The sequence below is a fragment of the Lachnoclostridium sp. Marseille-P6806 genome, assembly GCF_900625025.1.
In the GTDB taxonomy this organism is placed as follows: domain Bacteria; phylum Bacillota; class Clostridia; order Lachnospirales; family Lachnospiraceae; genus CAG-791.
In genome coordinates this window covers 81,203-98,235 of sequence record NZ_LR130576.1, presented here as the reverse complement: position 1 = coordinate 98,235, position 17,033 = coordinate 81,203, and the positions used below count along the sequence as shown (strand labels likewise).

Genomic DNA, 17,033 nt, shown 5'->3' with positions numbered 1-17,033 from the left:
ATGCTCACAATAAAATCAGTCAATCTGGAAACGGTATGCGGCGTCACGAGCACGCTGCCGGAGAACCGGCTCCCGGAGTTTGCCTTTGCGGGGAAGAGCAATGTCGGAAAATCCACGCTCATCAACGGACTGACGAACCGCCGCTCCTATGCACGTACCAGCGCAAAGCCCGGCAAGACGCAGACGATCAACTTCTATAACGTCAATGAGGAGTTCTATCTGGTCGATCTGCCGGGCTACGGCTATGCGACGGCGGGGTCGGCGGCAAGGGAGCAGTGGGGACGGATGATTGAGAGATATCTGAACCGGAGCGGCGCTCTGCGGGCGGTATTTCTTCTTCTGGATATCCGTCATGAGCCCTCGGGTCACGATGTCATGATGTACGACTGGATCCTGCAGGCGGGCTTTGCGCCGATCATCATTGCGACGAAAGCGGATAAGCTAAACCGCAGTCAGATTGCTGGGCAGACGAAGAGGCTGCGTGATATACTGGAGGCGAAGAGTCGGATCCGGGCGTCGGGCACCGGCGATATGCGGGTGCTGGTCTGGTCGGGACTCTCGAAGAGCGGCCGGGATGAAATTCTGGAGGTCATGGAGGGACTGCTGACATGAGCGGAGAGAAGAACGCGGGAGACAGACTGCAGAATCGTTTGAAGCAGGTTCGCTTTAACCGGCTTCTTGCGGCGGCGGTGAGCATTGTGTGCGGCGCGGTGCTCTTTGCGTGGAGCGGGACCGCGATTGCCGTCGCATTCCGCGTTTTCGGCGCCTTGCTCGCGCTTTCGGGCGCGGCGGCGGTGGCGGCGTTTCTCGTGAGGCGGGACGGCTCTCTTACCGGTGCGGCTTCCCTTGTCGGCGGCGCGGCGCTCATCGTGCTGGGAATCTGGGTGTACCGGAACCCGCAGGATCCGACGGCGCTGTTTTCTGTGGCGATCGGTATTATTATCTGCGTGAGCGGCGTCAATGATATTTTTGAGTCGTTCGGAATGGCGCGGGCAGGCTTCCCACGCTGGTGGGCTACGCTGCTGATCGGCGCGGTTCTGATTGCGTTCGGCGTGGTGCTGATCATCCGTCCGGATATGCTGGCAAAAATTCTTGTGAAGCTGATCGGGGTGATACTCATTCTGAACGGCGTGACGGAGGCGGCGGTGCTCTACGGGCTCCGGTGCGCCGTGAAAGGGTACCGGCAGAGAACGGCCGTGCAGACGGCTTCGCCGGTTTCGCCGGCAGAACCGGCGGCAGATGTGGCCGCTGGTGCGGCCGAAGAACCGGAAACAATGGACTGATGGATTAAAGTACACGGCTTGAGGCAGTGAATAAGAGCTTTCCGGCCGCCGGAGCATTTCTCGGGAGAGCTGCTCCGGCGGTTTTACGTTTTTTTAAGAAATGAGTGCTTGACGAAAGGAGAATGCGTGTTATAGTTCATATAGAACAATAAAAGAAAATGAATGCCGTGGAGTTGTGAGGGCGTATGCGCCGCGGAGAGAGCGCTTCGGCATGGAGGATAGTGCGAAAAATCACGCTGATGCGGTGATTTTTCGCACGGCGATTTGCATCGAAGCCCAAATCGCCCCTGATCGCAATCGTAAAACCGCCTGCGCGGATTTTACGATGCGTGCCTCGCACAAGGTGCTTCAGCATGGAGGATGACGATGAACATTCAGAAATTTACGCAAAAATCGGTTGAGGCGGTGAACCGCTGTGAGCAGCTTGCCTATGAATACGGAAATCAGCAGATTGAGCAGGAGCATCTCCTGTACTCGCTTCTGACACTTGAGGACTCGCTGATCGCGGGTTTGATTGAAAAAATGGGAATCGATCCCGTGGAATTTACCGGGCGTGCCAAAAGGCTTGTGGAGGGGCTGCCGAAAGTGCAGGGAAGCGGCGCGCAACTCTATGTGAGCGGCGACTGCAACAAGGCACTGATCGGCGCGGAGGAAGAGGCGAAAGCCCTGAAAGACGCCTATGTCTCCGTAGAGCATCTGTTCCTTTCACTGCTCCGGAGCGGAAGCCGCAGTGTGCGCGCGCTGTTTGAGGAATATCATATCAGTCGCGACGGCTTTCTTTCGGCGCTGGCCTCTGTCCGCGGCAGCCGGAGCGTTGACAGCGACAACCCCGAGGCGACCTATGACACGCTGGAAAAGTACGGGACGGAGCTTGTCTCGGCGGCAAGACGGGCAGGAGAAAAGGGCGAGCTCGATCCGGTGATCGGACGCGACGAGGAGATCCGCAATATCGTCCGCATTCTTTCGCGCAAAACAAAAAATAATCCGGTTCTGATCGGTGAGCCGGGCGTCGGCAAGACGGCGGTCGTCGAGGGGCTTGCGCAGCGCATTGTGGCGGGGGACGTGCCGGAGAATCTGAAAAACAAGAAGATATTTTCCCTGAATATGGGCTCTCTTGTAGCAGGCGCCAAGTACCGCGGCGAGTTTGAGGAGCGTCTGAAAGCGGTGCTCGAGGATGTGAAGAGCAGCGAGGGAGAGATACTTCTCTTTATTGACGAGCTTCACACGATCGTCGGCGCGGGCAAGACGGACGGCGCGCTGGATGCCGGAAATATGCTCAAGCCCATGCTGGCGAGGGGCGAGCTGCACTGCATCGGTGCGACGACGCTGAATGAATACCGGGAGTATATCGAAAAGGACACGGCGCTGGCCCGCCGTTTCCAGCCGGTCATGGTGGATGAGCCGACCGTGGAGGACACCATTTCCATTCTCCGCGGACTGAAAGACCGCTTTGAGAATTATCATAAGGTTTCCATACAGGATAATGCGCTGGTTTCGGCGGCGGTGCTCTCGAACCGCTACATCACGGACCGTTTTCTGCCGGACAAGGCGATTGACCTTGTGGATGAGGCCTGCGCCATGATCAAGACGCAGATGGATTCAAAGCCCACCGAGATCGACGAGCTGGAGCACCGGATCAATCTGCTCAAAATGGAAGAAATTTCCCTGCAGAAGGAGGACGACCGGATCTCAAAGGAACGCCTCGCCGATCTGCAGAAAGAGCTGGCGGAGCTTCAGGCCGAGTCGGCGGCCAAAACGGCGCAGTGGGAGAATGAAAAGGCCGAGGTCGGGCGGCAGTCCGAGCTCCGGAAAGAGCTGGAGCGCACCCGGGCCGAGCTGGAGAGCGCCCAGAGGAGCGGCGACCTCAATAAGGCGGCAGAACTTCAGTACGGGAAGCTCCCGGAGCTGCAGAAGAGGCTTGAGGAGGAGACGGCGAGAATACGGGAAAAGGCGCTGTCTCTCGTCCATGAAAAAGTGACGGAGGAGGAGATCGCCGCGATCATTTCCCGCTGGACCGGAATCCCCGTTCAGAAGCTGACGGAGAGCGAGCGCAGCAAGACGCTGCATCTGGATCGGGAGCTGCACCGGAGAGTGATCGGTCAGGACGACGCGGTGCAGAGGGTCGCGGAGGCGATCATGCGCAGCAAGGCCGGGATCAAGGACCCGACGAAGCCCATCGGCTCTTTCCTGTTCCTCGGGCCCACCGGCGTCGGCAAGACGGAGCTGGCCAAGGCGCTGGCGCAGGCGCTGTTCGATGAGGAACGCAATATGGTCCGCATCGACATGAGCGAATATATGGAGAAGTACTCGGTTTCCCGTCTGATCGGCGCGGCCCCGGGCTACGTGGGCTACGAGGAGGGCGGACAGCTGACCGAGGCAGTGCGGAGAAAGCCGTATTCGGTGGTTCTGTTCGACGAGGTGGAAAAGGCGCATCCGGATGTGTTCAATATTCTGCTGCAGGTGCTGGATGACGGGAGGATCACCGATTCGCAGGGGCGGACGGTGGATTTCAAGAACACCATCATTATCATGACCTCGAATCTCGGGGCGCAGGATATTCTGGCAGATCTGGAGCAGCAGGAGGCGCAGGGCGGCCGCGCGGCCGGAGACGGCGGAACAGAAAACGGCGCGCCGCAGGACTACTCGATTTCGGAGGCCTGCGAGGAGGCGATCGAGGCGCAGCTCCGGGGACATTTCCGCCCGGAGTTTCTGAACCGCCTTGATGAGATCATTCTTTTCAAGCCGCTCTCCCGTGCCAATATTGCGGGAATTATCGGGCTTATCATGGAGGATCTGAACCGGCGTCTTGCAGACCGCGAGCTCCGGGTGGAGCTTACGGCGGAGGCGGCGGAATACATTGCGAAAGAGGCCTATGACCCGTCGTTCGGGGCCCGGCCGCTGAAGCGCTTTATTCAGAAGCATGTGGAGACGATGACGGCGAAGCTGATCCTTGCGGACGAGGTGCCCGCGGGAGCGGTGATTGAGATCGGCTGCGGGCCGGACGGCCTTATTCCGGCCGTGCGGTCCGTGCGGTGATCAGCGGCCGCGGTGAATTTTTTCTTCCAACTTCTCCTCCAGCCGGTTTTTTTGCTCCTCAAAGGTCTTTTCGAGGCTGCTCACGGTTCCGGAGATCTTCTCGTGAATTTCTTCCAAGGGAGAGACCGGGGAGGCGCTGCGGGGAGCGCCGCCGGCGGAGTCAAGGCAGAGCGTGGCGATGCCGAGAAGCCCGGGGCCGGTGTGGATGGCCATGGTGGGGACGATCTGCTTTTCAATAAGGAATTTTGCTCCCGGGAGGCGTTCCAGAATCATCGCCTTTGCCTGCGCGGCAAATTCCGGGCCGTCCCCGTTTTCCAGAGCGAACCATGTTTTCTCCGGGTCCGGATGAAATGAAAGAATGTGGTCGACGAGCGTTCTGACAGCCCGGGCGGAGCCTCGTATCTTGCCGACGGTGTAGTATACGCCGCTCCGGTTGACGGAGATGATGGGCTTGATGTTCAGAATTTTGCCCATGATCGCGACGGCGGGCGTGATGCGTCCGCCTTTCCGGAGGTATTCGAGAGTGTCCATATAGAACGCGAGGTGTACATCGTCCCGCTTCTTTTCCAGGGAACCGGAAACCTCCTCGAAGCTGCCGCCGGCGGCGAGCCGGTCGGCGGCCCAGATTGCAAAGAAGCCGCTGCCGATTGAGATGTTTCTGGTGTCAAAGGCGAAGACCTTCATGCCGTCGTATTCGTCGGCGGCCTCCTCGAGTGCGAGGCGGATGCAGTTGAATGTGCCGCTCATGGCGGAGGAGATTCCGATGCCGATGACGTTCTCGTAGCCGTCGGCGACGGCCTGTGCGATCACGTCAAGGACCTCCTGCGTGTTGAGCGCGGAGGTCGTGGGAATCTCGTCGTGAAAGTGACGGTAGACATAGAGCGGGTCAAGCTCCTCGAGCTCGGTGTCCCGGTAGGAGCGGTCGCTGTAGTTGACGATGAGGTCGACAACGCGGATATCGTATTGTTCTCTGAGCTGCCGCGGAACATCGCAGCCGGAATCGCAGAGGACAGCCGTTTTGGAGAAATTCATACATGAGATCCTTTCGGAGGTTTTTCGGTACCTGATACAGTTCCGGCAGAGCCTGCGCTGTCGGAGAGACCGCCGTCAGCCGCCTTGTGATGAGCGTCGTTTCGGGACACAGGCGGCCGGCAAAGCCTTTGTAAAGTATATCACAGGAAACAGGAGCGCGCAGAAAAAGGAAGAAAATGGGACCTCGCTGTGATATATTGGAGGTGAACAGGGACAGAATGTATGATTTAAGAAAGGCAGAGCATGGAACGATATACTTTCGCACTGCAGCTTCGGCCCGGGTGCTTTTCCTCCTTCCGCACCGGACTCGGGGAACTCTGGGAAGCGGTGACCGGGACGCTGGATGAAATGGGAGCAGGTAATTTCAGCATCTGGAGCGCAGCGGGTCTGGTCTTTGGTTATTATGAAATATATGAGGATACGTCCCGGAAGAAGCGGCCGCCGGGCCCCTGCGGAGCAGGGAGCGAGAGGGAGAACAGCGCTTTTGCGTGGGGCGGAAAACGTCTGAAGGAACTTTTTGATCAGAAAAATTCCTGCTTCCGCTGGATCTGCGCACCGGATTCCCGGATGCGGCTTATGTATGAGGATTTCGGCATCGTCCGGGAAAGCAAGGAGCTGATCCGGCACAGGGTCTTTGTGACGAAGCTGAAGCCGGGTATGCGGGAGGAATACAAGCGCCGCCATGACGGGCTGGCAGCGGCGAGGGGAGGCAGGCCGGATCCCGGCCCCGACAGTAATTTCTCCATATGGAATGCGGAGGACTATATCTTCGGCTATGACGAGATCGATACCTCCATGGAGAAAGAAGAAACGGCCGACAGCCGCGCCGAGGTTCTTGCATGGGAAACCGGCATGCTCGATATCATGAGCTGGATCACGGACGATGTGGACTGGATCACCGGGGAGCGTCATGCCCGTGTGACGAGGATCGGTTTTCACAGCGGCGCCGCGGGGAGCGGTGTGCAGGCGCAGGCATGAATCTTCTGATTGCGGATGATGAGAAGCTGACCCGCGAAGGCATTCAAAGCGGTATGGATTACGGGGCGCTGGGCTTTTATGAGGTTCGCACGGCGGACGACGGGCGGCACGGACTGGAGGTCTGTGCGGATTTTGCGCCGGATGTCGTGCTGACCGACGTGCGGATGCCCCGGATGGACGGCATTCAGATGGCGGAACGGTTGCAGGAAATGTACCCGGATATCGCCATTGTCTTTATGAGCGGCTATTCTGACAAAGAATACCTGAAAGCGGCGATCAGGCTCAGAGCCGTCTCCTACGTTGAGAAGCCGATTGTGCTGGATGAGGTGCGGGAGACGCTGAAGGAGGCGGCCCAGCGGGTTCGGGCGCAGAAACGCGAGCGGCAGCATCTGAGTGATGAGCTTCGCAGCAGGAAGGCCGCGCTTGCTGTCCGGCTGACAAAAGCGGATAAAATCGGCAGAACGCCTGCGGATGAGCTTGAAGAGATCGGCTTCCGCATACCGGCTTCACAGCTGCACGGCTGTCTGTGTGTGCTGTTTCCATGTTACGGAACAGAGCACAGCCAGGAGGAAGCGGGCAGGGCTGTGGAAAAGCTTGATGGCAGTGTGGAGCAGCTCTGCAGGAGCATGCGTCTGGAGCGGCTCTATGCCATAAAGGATCCGTCTCTCTTTCTGTATCTTTTTTTCAGCAGACGGGAGATGTCAGACCATCAGCTTGCGCTTTTGGGGAGCCGGCTGACCGGGATTCTGTGCTCCTCCGGTCTTCGCTTCCATATTGTCATGGGCAGACAGGTCGACCGTCCGGAGCAGTTGTATGCTTCCTATAATTCGGCCATTATCCGGCTGCAAAGGGCGTTTTTTATCCCGGAGAATTCCTGCCTGCCCTACCGGGAGACGGACGGCAGAGCTTTTTTTTCCGATCTTTCCGGACAAAGACTGGTGGAGCATTTTCAGGAGCTTGTGCTGGAGCAGAAGCAGGAGGCTGTGGACGCATATCTGGATCAGCTGCTGGAAAAGGCGACGGGAAAGGGAGGCAGCACCGTTCTGCCCGGACAACTGAAGGATATCTGCATTCTGATGCTGACCTTTCTGGATCAGCGAACCGCCCTCGCCGGTGCCGGAAGTGAGCGGGACGACAGAAAGGCAAACTGGAATCAGGTTTCCGCTTGCGTTTCCGTATACGGTCTCCGTGATCTGATGCACCGGAAGACGGACCGCTATTTTCAGGCGCTGCGCAAAAATGCGGAGTGCTCCCCCGTGGTCGCTCTGATCCGCAGCTATGTCGCGGAGTGCTACAGTGATCCCGCGCTCTCCATCAAAGCGATCAGTGAATACGTCCACCTGTCTTCCTCCTATATCTGTACGCTGTTTCGCAATGAGACGGGCAAAACGCTGAATCAGCACATCACCGAATGTCGGCTTGAGAGAGCGAAAGAGCTTCTTGCGGACCCCCGGAACAGAATTGCCGACATTTCTTCGGTAACGGGATTTTCCGACAGTAATTATTTCAGCAAGCTTTTCCGGAAAAAATATGGCTGCTCTCCCTCGGAATTCCGGGAATCCTGAGCGGCAGCCGGTATGGTCTGACCGGTTTTAAGGATGCATGATGCGCTTCTTCCCGTGGCTCTGGCACAGGCTGTCCAGGGAACTTTCCATACGCAGCAAGTTTTTGGTTGTCAATCTGCTTGCCCTGGCTGTGACGGCCATTGTTTCTGTCGTCATTCTGATTCAGGTACGCAGGGCGATGACGGTCAACGCGGTTCAGTCGGAGCGCATGATTATCACACAGACGGCGAACACCCTCGAGGGAACGACGGAAACCATCCGCACGGTCATGAGCACGGTGGCGACCATGCCGTTTTTATCCCGCGTCAGCAGTACGGAGGAGGTGGAGGAGTTTCTGGGACGAACCCAGACCGCCATCTTTGCCAGGGATTTTTTTCAGACGGTACAGGCTCTGGAAAGGCAGTCCAATGCGACTGCCATCCGTATTTATGTCAATGACGACCTGCAGGCGGTCTGTGACCACTATTCCTTTACCGATGTTTTCGCACCGGTATCTTTGATCCGATCCAGCTACTGGTACGGTATTTTCGCGGGCCAGCCCGGACGTTCCTCCCTTTTCTGCCCCTCCTTTTATCTGACCAACAGGGAAAAAGACACACTGGGAGATCTGGCCTATGTGCAGAAGATCATGGCTTTCGGCGTTTCGGATGCGGAGCCTGCCGGTGCAGACGCGGACGGCGCCGCAAATGCGCTGAAATATGCCAATATGTACATCGCAGTCTATTTTGACAGCAGCAGGATCGGGCAGATTCTGCAGGAAAACCGGCATGGCAACGGCAGCGTTTACTATCTTGTCAACAGCCGTGACAATCTGGTCCTTGCCTCGGATGAGGGCCTTGCCGGCCTGTATCATATGGACTATGCGGGCATACCGGAGGCAGTGGATTCCCGCACGGATTTCCGGCAGATTTCAGTTCTGGGTTCCGAGGTGTATATGGCGTACCGCGACATTACCGGCACGGACTGGCGGCTGGTGTGCTGCATTCCGGCGGACAGTATTTTCCGGAAGGAACAGCGGCTCTTTACCAGGATAATTGAAATCTATCTGGCGGTGATTCTGACGGTGCTGGCATTTCATCTGATACTTTCCGATTCCATGACAAAGCGCCTGTCCTATGCGACGCAGCATATAGGCGTGCGTCAGGACGGACAGCTGAAAAAGCTCCCGGAAAATGAGAAGAGCAGTGATGAGATCGGGCGTCTGATGGAAGCGTATAATATGGCGGCAATGGAAAACGTCCGTCTTCTGAAAGAGCAGGAGGAGACGAAAGACAGGCTCCAGCTCTCGGAAGCAAGAGCCCTGCAGGCGCAGATTAATCCTCATTTTCTTTACAACATGCTGGATATGATCAACTGGCTCAATGTTTCCGGCCGGTCGGAGGAGGCGTCAAGGGCAATTCAGTCTCTTTCCCGCTTCTATAAACTGGCGCTCGCCGGCGGTAAGTTCATGACTACCCTTGCCGACGAGCTGCAGCAGCTGGAAGCCTACGTCGCTCTGCAGAACATGCGGTTCGGCGACCGGATCCGTTTTTACATCGACGTGCCGGACGCACTTATGGACTGCACGCTTCCCAGCCTGGTGCTGCAGCCCATCGTGGAAAACGCAATTTTGCACGGCATCAACGAAAAGGAGTCCAAGGAGGGAGATGTTGTGCTTATGGCCTGGGAAGAGACAGACCCGGGCACGCATATGACAGATCTGGTCATTACGGTTTCCGATAACGGCGTGGGGATTCCGGAAGAGAGACTGAATCAGATTCTCGACGGCGGGCCGCCGCAGGCCGGCTCCGGAACCAATATCGCCATCTGCAACACACATCTGCGCCTGCAGCTGCTGTACGGCCCGTCCCGCGGACTTTCTTTCCGCTCCGTTCCCGGGGAAGGAACGGAGGTTGAGGTGCGTGTGCCCAAAATGTACTGAAGCGGCGGCCCGGCGCTCATCATTTCGAAGAATTTTACCCTTTTTCCAATGATTTTCCTCTGTTTCCCTGTTTTCTGCAAATCTATACTTTTTATGGTTGAAATTAACAACGGTCACGAACTGCCGCAGGAGGAACGGGGCTCCGCCCCTTCCTGTTCCTTTTTTTTGCGGCAGCGCCGGCAAGGGGGAGGACAGGCGTGACAGAGGACATTATTCTGAAGCTGGAGGGCATCACCAAGATTTTTCCCGGGGTCAGAGCACTGGACAGAGTCCATTTTGAGCTGCGCCGCGGGGAGGTTCATGCTCTGATGGGAGAAAACGGCGCCGGCAAATCCACCTTCATCAAAGTGATCACCGGTGTCCATGCCGCCGAAGAGGGGAAAATGTACCTGGACGGCAGAGAGGTTCATTTCAGGGGTCCGGGAGACGCCCGGGATGCGGGGATTGCCGCAGTGTATCAGCATCCGACGTCTTATCCGGAGCTTTCCGTGACGGAGAATATTTTCATCGGTCATCAGCTCAGCCGGGGCGGCATCATTCAGTGGGATGAAATGAACAAAAGGGCGGAGGAGCTTCTCGCAGGGCTCCATGCCGGTTTTCGTGTGACAGAAGAGATGGGAGCGCTTTCGGTCGCTCAGCAGCAGATGGTTGAAATTGCCAAGGCTCTGTCCATGAACGCGCGGATCATCATTCTGGACGAGCCTACCGCCGCGCTGTCAAGGACCGAATCAGAGGAACTCTATCATATTGTGGATCAGCTCCGGGAGAGCGGCATTTCGGTAATTTTCATATCACACCGCATGGAGGACATGTACCGGCTGGCCAACCGGGTGACGGTCTTCCGCGATTCCCGCTATATCGGGACCTATGAAGTGGATAAGATCCCGGAGAGCGACCTCATCAAGGCGATGGTCGGACGTGAAATTACGGATATGTATCCGAAGCCGGAAGTGAAGCCCGGCAAGGAGCTGCTCCGTCTGGAAAAGCTTTCCCGCACGGGCTACTTCGAGGATGTATCCCTGCATGTGCGCGCCGGTGAGATTGTGGGGCTGACGGGGCTGGTCGGGGCGGGCCGTACGGAAGTCATGGAGGCTGCCTGCGGCATAACAAGAGCGGATTCCGGCAGGGTTTATCTTGAAGGCAGGGAGCTGACCATCCGCAGACCTGCCGATGCCATGAAGGCCGGGTTGATTCTTCTGCCGGAGGACCGTCAGAAACAGGGCCTGATCCTTTCCTGGGGACTGGGACGCAATGTTACGCTCCCCATTCGGCGGGAACTTGCAAAGGGCGGCGTCTTCAACGATGAAAAGAAAGAGCGGGAGATCGCGAAAAAGCATCTGGAGGAGGTGGACACCAAGGCGGTTTCGATCTTTGATCCCGTCAGTTTTCTTTCCGGCGGCAATCAGCAGAAGGTTGTTGTCGCCAAGGCGCTGGCGCAGAAGAACATGAAGGTCATCGTCATGGACGAGCCGACCAAGGGTGTCGATGTCGGCGCAAAGGCCGAGATTTATATGATCATGGGAGAACTGGCAGGCCGGGGATACGGCATTTTGATGATTTCCTCGGAAATGCCGGAAACCCTCGGCATGTGCGACCGGATCTATGTGATGTGCAAGGGCCGTGTGACCGGTTGTCTGAGCCGCGGGGAAGTGACGCAGGAGGAAATCCTCAGTCTGGCAATGGAAAAGTCTGCGGGCTGGAAGGAGGAGCGGGGATGAATAAAAAATCATTCTGGAAGAAAATAACGGATTCCCGGGATGCCAGCCTGGTTCTTGTCCTGATCGTGCTGCTGGCGGTTATTGAGATTCTCAGTCCGTCGTTTCTGTCATTCAACAACGTCCGGCAGATATTCCTGAACAATGCGCTGACGCTTCTGATGGCACTGGGAATGCTCTGCGTCATGCTGACAGGGGGCATTGACATTTCCATCACATCGATCCTCGCTTTTGCAGGCATGACCGTCGGTCTCCTGCAGAAATACGATGTTCTGCACAATACCCTGCTATTGTTTGTTATCGGCGCCGCGATCGGCCTTTGCTGCGGGATGCTGAACGGAATTGTGATCGCAAAGGGAAAGGTTGCGCCGATCATCTGTACCATGGGTTTCATGTATATCTGGCGCGGCATGGCCTATGTGATCTCCAACAATGCATGGGCATCAGGAAAAGATGTGTCCGGATTTTCCGATTTCGGAAAGGACGGGGCCGCAGGGCCTTATCTGATTCTTCTGGCGGCTTACATTCTGTTCTTCATTGTCATGCGGTGGACCCGGTTCGGCCGCCGTTTCTATGCGGTCGGCTCCAATAAGGAGGCGGCCCGGATCTCCGGCATCAATGTGGCAAGAACCATTGCGGCCGCTTATGCCGTCATGGGTCTGCTGGCCGGCATCTCCGGCGCCCTTTCCGTTTCCATTTATGCGTCGGCCCAGCCGAATATGCAGTACGGCAAGGAGATGGATGTCATCGCAGCCTGCGTCATCGGAGGCATTTCCATGAACGGCGGAAGGGGAAGCGTCGCCGGCACCTTTCTGGGCGCGATGATCATTGCCATCATCGCCAAGGCGCTGCCGCTGGTCGGGATTGATGCCATCACACAGAATCTCGTAAAGGGCATCATCATTCTGGCGGTCGTCAGTCTGAATGTATTCACACAGCGCGCCATCAATCGGCAGAATCTGGGAAGAAGGGAGATCTGATATGGCTGGAAAATCCGGAAGAGCAATATCCGCCGCGCCGAAAGACGGACTCCGCTCCAGAATCCTCTCCTGGGAGGGCGCGCTGGTATTGATATTCCTTGCGGTGCAGATTTTTGGCGTAAGCATTTCTCCCAACTATAATTTTACGAATGTTCTGAGGGAAATGCCGAAGTATCTGGCGGAAATCTTCATGCTGTTCGGCATGGCCTGCATTCTGATCCTTGGCGATATTGATATCTCCGTGGGTTCCATTGTCTGCCTCTCGGCCACAATGGCCTGCTTTGCGGGCAATGCGGGGGCGCCGTTCCCCGTCGTTGTTCTGGTCTGTCTGGGCATTGGGCTTCTCTGCGGCATGGTGAATGGTTTCCTTGCCATAAAGCTTCAGGAGCTGCCGACCATGATCATTACACTCGGAACGCAGATTATCTTCCGCGGCATTGCGGAGGTCACGCTGAAAAGCGGCGGGTCCGTTTCCATGGAGGATGTCGCCGGGCTGATGCAGATGGGCAAAAAGCTCGGACCGTTCCCGCTGTCCCTTTTCTTTGTGGTGCTGACAGCGGTTATTTTTTCCGTTTTGCTGAACAGAACCGTTTTCGGCCGGGAACTGTATGCCGTCGGCGCCAATAAAACCGCGGCTTATTATGCGGGAATTGAGGTTCAGAAAGATCGTTTTATCTGCTATTCCCTGCTGGGGGGGCTCGCCGGTGTGTGCGGAATATTTCTTCTGGCATCTCTGTATGGCGCCAATACGACCACCGGCAGTGGATTTGAGATGGAGGTCATCGCCATGTGTGTGTTCGGCGGCATCGCAACCACGGGCGGCAAGGGGAATCTGACCGGCGCCTTTATCGCTGCGTTTGTCATTGTCTGCATCCGGATTGCGCTCGGTCAGCGCAATATCAATACGCAGCTGATTCTGGTCATCATCGGTGCAATGCTGATTATCTCCGTGCTGCTTCCGACGATTTCAAACGGGCTCCGCGCGAAAAAGCAGAAGCGCTGAGCGGCGGCCGCGGTATCTGCCGGGGAATCGCCTTCCAGTCAGGTGCTTGTTCCGGGGCTCACAGGGAGCTCCGTGAATCAGAGTAAAAGGAGGATCAATATGAAGAAAAAGCTTATCAGTGTTCTTGTAAGTGCAGGCATGATTGCCGCGCTCCTTGCAGGATGCGGCAGCAGCACTCCGGAAAGCAGCCCCGCATCGTCCGGCGCGGCTGCGGCGGCAGAGCCCGCGGAATCTGCAGATACTGCGGCAACCGACGGCGCGGCGGAAACCTCCGGAAGCGGTGCGGCGGGACACACCTACGCGATTGTCACCAAGGCAGCCGGCAACCCTTACATGGAGAGGATGTCCAGTGGCTTTCAGGGTGTCATTGAGGCTGCTGGCGGCACCTGCATTGTGCAGAATCCGGAAGCGGCGACGGCAGATGCGCAGATTTCGGTCATTCAGTCTCTGATTTCCCAGGGCGTCGACTCCATCGCCGTTGCGGCGAATGATGCGAATGCGCTGACGGCCGCCCTGACCGAAGCAAAGGATGCCGGGATACAGGTGCTGACGCTGGATTCGGATGTCAATGCCGCCGCCCGAAGAACCTTCTGCAATCAGGCCGGCATACAGGAGGTCGGTCAGGCGCTGATTGACGCGGTGTATGATCTGACCGGCGGAAAAGGTCAGTATGCGATTCTTTCCGCCACCTCACAGGCTACGAATCAGAATGCATGGATTGACGCCATGAAGACCATCGCGGAAAACGATGACAAATATTCCGGGCTGGAGCTGGTGGAGGTTGCCTACGGCGATGACGAGCCGCAGAAGTCTACCGATCAGACACAGGCGCTCCTGCAGAATTATCCGGAGCTGAAAGTGATCTGTGCGCCTACGACGGTCGGCATTTCTGCTGCGGCAAAGGTGCTGCAGGATCAGAAGTCTTCCGTGAAGCTGACGGGACTCGGCCTTCCCTCAGAGATGGCGGAATATATCGGCAGCGATGGCGCGCACAGCTGCCCCTATATGTTCCTGTGGAATCCGATTGATCTCGGAAAGCTTGCCGCCTATACTTCCATTGCTCTTGTGGACGGAACCATCACAGGCAAAGCCGGAGACAGCTTCGAGGCCGGCGACATGGAGAACAGCCCCTACACGGTGACCGATATGTCGGATGGAACAGGCACGGAAATCATTCTGGGACCTCCTTTCCGATTCGATCCGGACAATATTGCCGAATGGGCGGAGGTCTATTGACCGCTCTGCTGACGGATGGACCGGATAGAACAGGATAGGATCAGGGGACAGGTCTGTATGGCATTGGCTTCTTCTGCGGATGTCGACCCGGCGGCGGACATTCTGCCGGAAAAAGCCAATGCTCTTTCCCCGATGCAGCCTGTCACTTTCTCACTTCCGTCGAAAAGCATAAAAGAGTTGCAAATGTCCGAAAACGGTGATACTATACAATAGGTTTCAAGCAAACGGCAGAAGTGGACTGATGAAGTCCACTTTCTTTATGCCCTCAGAGCGGAGGAAACGATGTCCGGAAAAGCAAAATCATATGCGCAGATCGCCGAGGAGCTCCTTGTGCCTGTCGCGGAACGGTTCGGCTGCCGTGTTTATGACGTCGATTATGTAAAGGAGGGCGCGGAATACTATCTGCGCTGCTATATCGACAAGGACGGCGGCGTGACGCTGAGTGACTGTGAGAATGTGAACTGGGCGATGTCCGATGCTCTGGATGAGCGGGATCCCATTCCTGACGGATACATCCTTGAGGTGTCGAGCCCGGGGCTGGGGCGGAGTCTCACAAAGGACCGGCATCTGGAATGGTCGCTTGGCGAGGAGGTAGAGGGGAAGTTCTACGTTCCGCAGACTCTGGAGGGCTATCGTGACAAAAGGAAAGAGTTTGAGGGGGTTCTGAAAGACTGGGATGCGGAGTCTGTGACGATCGAAATGCCGTCGTCGGAGGGGCCCGTGCACAGGAAAGGGCAGAAATCATCACGCCGGTCAGAGGCAGCCGCGGCGGAGCGAAAGGATTTTCGCTTTCTTCGCAGCGATATTGCGGTGCTTCGTCTGAAGCTCGAGCTCTGAACCCCGCAGACCGCCGGCACAGGGCAGCGGGATGCGGCGGCACAATGAAATGGGCGGATGCCCGGAGGTAGAAAGAAAACATGTCGAACGAATTAAAGGAATCCATTGAAGCGCTGGTCAGGGAGAAGAGCATCAGCAGGGATATTCTCTTTGATACCATCGAAAATGCACTGCTGTCCGCGTGCCGCAATCAGTTCGGCCGCACGGACAACATCATTGTGGACATCGACCGCGATAACTATTCCTACTCTGTCTGGGCCGAGAAGACCGTGGTGGAGACAGAGGAGGACGTCATGGACGGCCAGACTGAAATTTCACTTGAGGAAGCGCTGAAGCTGAATCCGGCCGCCGCTGTCGGGGATTCCGTCCGTGTTCCGATCAACAGCATGAATCTGGGACGCATTTCGACGACCAATGCCAAAAATGTAATTACGCAGAAGATCCGTGAGGAAGAGCGCAGCGCGGTGTACAATCAGTACGCGGCGATGCAGAAGGACGTGGTCACGGGCGTCGTGCAGCGCAGAACCGGAAGCAATTTCAGCATCAATCTGGGCCGGGCGGACGGTCTGCTCCCCGAGAACGAACAGGTTCCCGGCGAGCATCTCAAGCCCACGGACCGCATCAAGGTCTATATCGTGGAGGTCCGAGCCGGGCAGAGAGAGGGAAGAGGCTCCGGTGCGCCGCGCATTCTTGTCAGCCGCACCCATCCGGAGCTGGTTAAGCGCCTGTTTGAGCAGGAGGTGGCGGAGATCCGGGACGGCATCGTCGAGATCCGCAGCATTGCCCGCGAGGCGGGGAGCCGCACCAAGATCGCGGTCTGGAGCAATAACCCGAACGTGGATCCGGTCGGAGCCTGCGTCGGCGTGAACGGAACCCGTGTCAGCAGCATCGTCGAGGAGCTCGGCGGAGAAAAAATTGACATCATCAACTGGGATGAAAATCCCGGGAACTTTATTCAGAACGCGCTGAGCCCGGCCAAGATATCCGCGGTCTTTGCGGATCCAGAGGCCCGTACCGCCAAGGTTGTCGTGCCAGATTATCAGCTCTCGCTGGCCATCGGCCGCGAGGGGCAGAATGCCCGTCTGGCGGCAAAGCTGACCAACTATAAAATTGACATTAAGAGCGAGACACAGGCGAAAAACGCGCCCGGCTTCCGCTATGAGGATTATCTGGACGGAGGCGACGGAGACGAGGAAGTCGAGTTTATCGATGAGTTCGGCAATCCGGTCGACATCAACGGTAACCCTCTTCCGCCCGAAGAGATCATGTACGTCGATGAGAACGGCAACCCGGTCGATGAGTACGGGAATCCGATTGAGGTCTATGAGGAGGACGGGGCGGAAACCGAGGAATAATCGTCTGCTCCGGTGCAAGGTGCCTGCGGCGCGTGCCTCGCTGAGAGACGCTCCGGCATGGGGGATTCGTGTGAAAAATCACGCTGATGCGC

At 57.1% G+C, this 17,033-nt stretch carries 15 protein-coding genes; 14 read left to right on the top strand and 1 reads right to left on the bottom strand.

Annotated features, from left to right (window positions below; all coding sequences use genetic code 11):
• From yihA to clpB, 4 genes are all read left to right on the top strand, one after another.
• Positions 1-612: a ribosome biogenesis GTP-binding protein YihA/YsxC gene (gene yihA / locus E0E20_RS04620; protein ID WP_130837041.1), complete on the top strand. Its 612-nt coding sequence runs from the start codon at positions 1-3 to the stop codon at positions 610-612.
• On the top strand, positions 609-1,283 hold the full coding sequence (locus tag E0E20_RS04615) for an HdeD family acid-resistance protein (protein WP_130837040.1): 675 nt from the start codon (positions 609-611) through the stop codon (positions 1,281-1,283). The genes yihA and E0E20_RS04615 overlap by 4 nt, the downstream gene beginning before the upstream one ends.
• A gap of 211 nt (positions 1,284-1,494) precedes the next feature.
• Entirely contained in the window at positions 1,495-1,647 is a 153-nt protein-coding gene (locus E0E20_RS13855; protein ID WP_165443977.1) for a hypothetical protein, read from the top strand.
• A 2-nt stretch (positions 1,648-1,649) separates the two neighbouring features.
• Entirely contained in the window at positions 1,650-4,319 is a 2,670-nt protein-coding gene (gene clpB / locus E0E20_RS04610; protein WP_130837039.1) for an ATP-dependent chaperone ClpB, read from the top strand.
• Here clpB and E0E20_RS04605 read toward each other — a convergent pair whose 3' ends face one another.
• On the bottom strand, positions 4,320-5,351 hold the full coding sequence (locus tag E0E20_RS04605) for a DegV family protein (protein ID WP_130837038.1): 1,032 nt from the start codon (positions 5,349-5,351) through the stop codon (positions 4,320-4,322).
• 243 nt (positions 5,352-5,594) lie between these two features.
• On the opposite strand from E0E20_RS04605, the gene E0E20_RS04600 reads away from it, so the two are divergent.
• The 10 genes from E0E20_RS04600 to nusA all read left to right on the top strand — a co-directional run bounded on the left by E0E20_RS04600 (position 5,595) and on the right by nusA (position 16,941).
• Complete coding sequence (locus E0E20_RS04600) at positions 5,595-6,329, top strand: L-rhamnose mutarotase (protein WP_130837037.1); 735 nt, start codon at positions 5,595-5,597, stop codon at positions 6,327-6,329.
• Complete coding sequence (locus tag E0E20_RS04595) at positions 6,326-7,894, top strand: response regulator transcription factor (protein ID WP_165443976.1); 1,569 nt, start codon at positions 6,326-6,328, stop codon at positions 7,892-7,894. Before E0E20_RS04600 ends, E0E20_RS04595 begins: the two co-directional genes overlap by 4 nt.
• Before the next feature lie 37 nt (positions 7,895-7,931).
• Positions 7,932-9,815 (top strand): sensor histidine kinase, encoded by a 1,884-nt coding sequence (locus tag E0E20_RS04590; protein WP_130837035.1) that lies wholly within the window; start codon positions 7,932-7,934, stop codon positions 9,813-9,815.
• Positions 9,816-10,012: 197 nt separating this feature from the next.
• Entirely contained in the window at positions 10,013-11,533 is a 1,521-nt protein-coding gene (locus E0E20_RS04585) for a sugar ABC transporter ATP-binding protein (protein ID WP_130837034.1), read from the top strand.
• Complete coding sequence (locus tag E0E20_RS04580; protein ID WP_130837033.1) at positions 11,530-12,510, top strand: ABC transporter permease; 981 nt, start codon at positions 11,530-11,532, stop codon at positions 12,508-12,510. The genes E0E20_RS04585 and E0E20_RS04580 overlap by 4 nt, the downstream gene beginning before the upstream one ends.
• A gap of 1 nt (position 12,511) precedes the next feature.
• On the top strand, positions 12,512-13,513 hold the full coding sequence (locus E0E20_RS04575; protein WP_130837032.1) for an ABC transporter permease: 1,002 nt from the start codon (positions 12,512-12,514) through the stop codon (positions 13,511-13,513).
• 99 nt (positions 13,514-13,612) lie between these two features.
• A complete protein-coding gene (locus tag E0E20_RS04570) occupies positions 13,613-14,749 on the top strand; it encodes a rhamnose ABC transporter substrate-binding protein (RefSeq protein ID WP_130837031.1) in 1,137 nt (378 codons plus the stop codon).
• A 57-nt stretch (positions 14,750-14,806) separates the two neighbouring features.
• Positions 14,807-14,962, top strand: a complete 156-nt coding sequence (locus tag E0E20_RS13850) for a hypothetical protein (protein WP_165443975.1) — start codon at positions 14,807-14,809, stop codon at positions 14,960-14,962.
• A gap of 69 nt (positions 14,963-15,031) precedes the next feature.
• A complete protein-coding gene (gene rimP, locus E0E20_RS04565; protein WP_130837030.1) occupies positions 15,032-15,586 on the top strand; it encodes a ribosome maturation factor RimP in 555 nt (184 codons plus the stop codon).
• Positions 15,587-15,666: 80 nt separating this feature from the next.
• Positions 15,667-16,941: a transcription termination factor NusA gene (gene nusA / locus E0E20_RS04560; RefSeq protein WP_130837029.1), complete on the top strand. Its 1,275-nt coding sequence runs from the start codon at positions 15,667-15,669 to the stop codon at positions 16,939-16,941.
• Positions 16,942-17,033 lie beyond the last annotated feature (92 nt).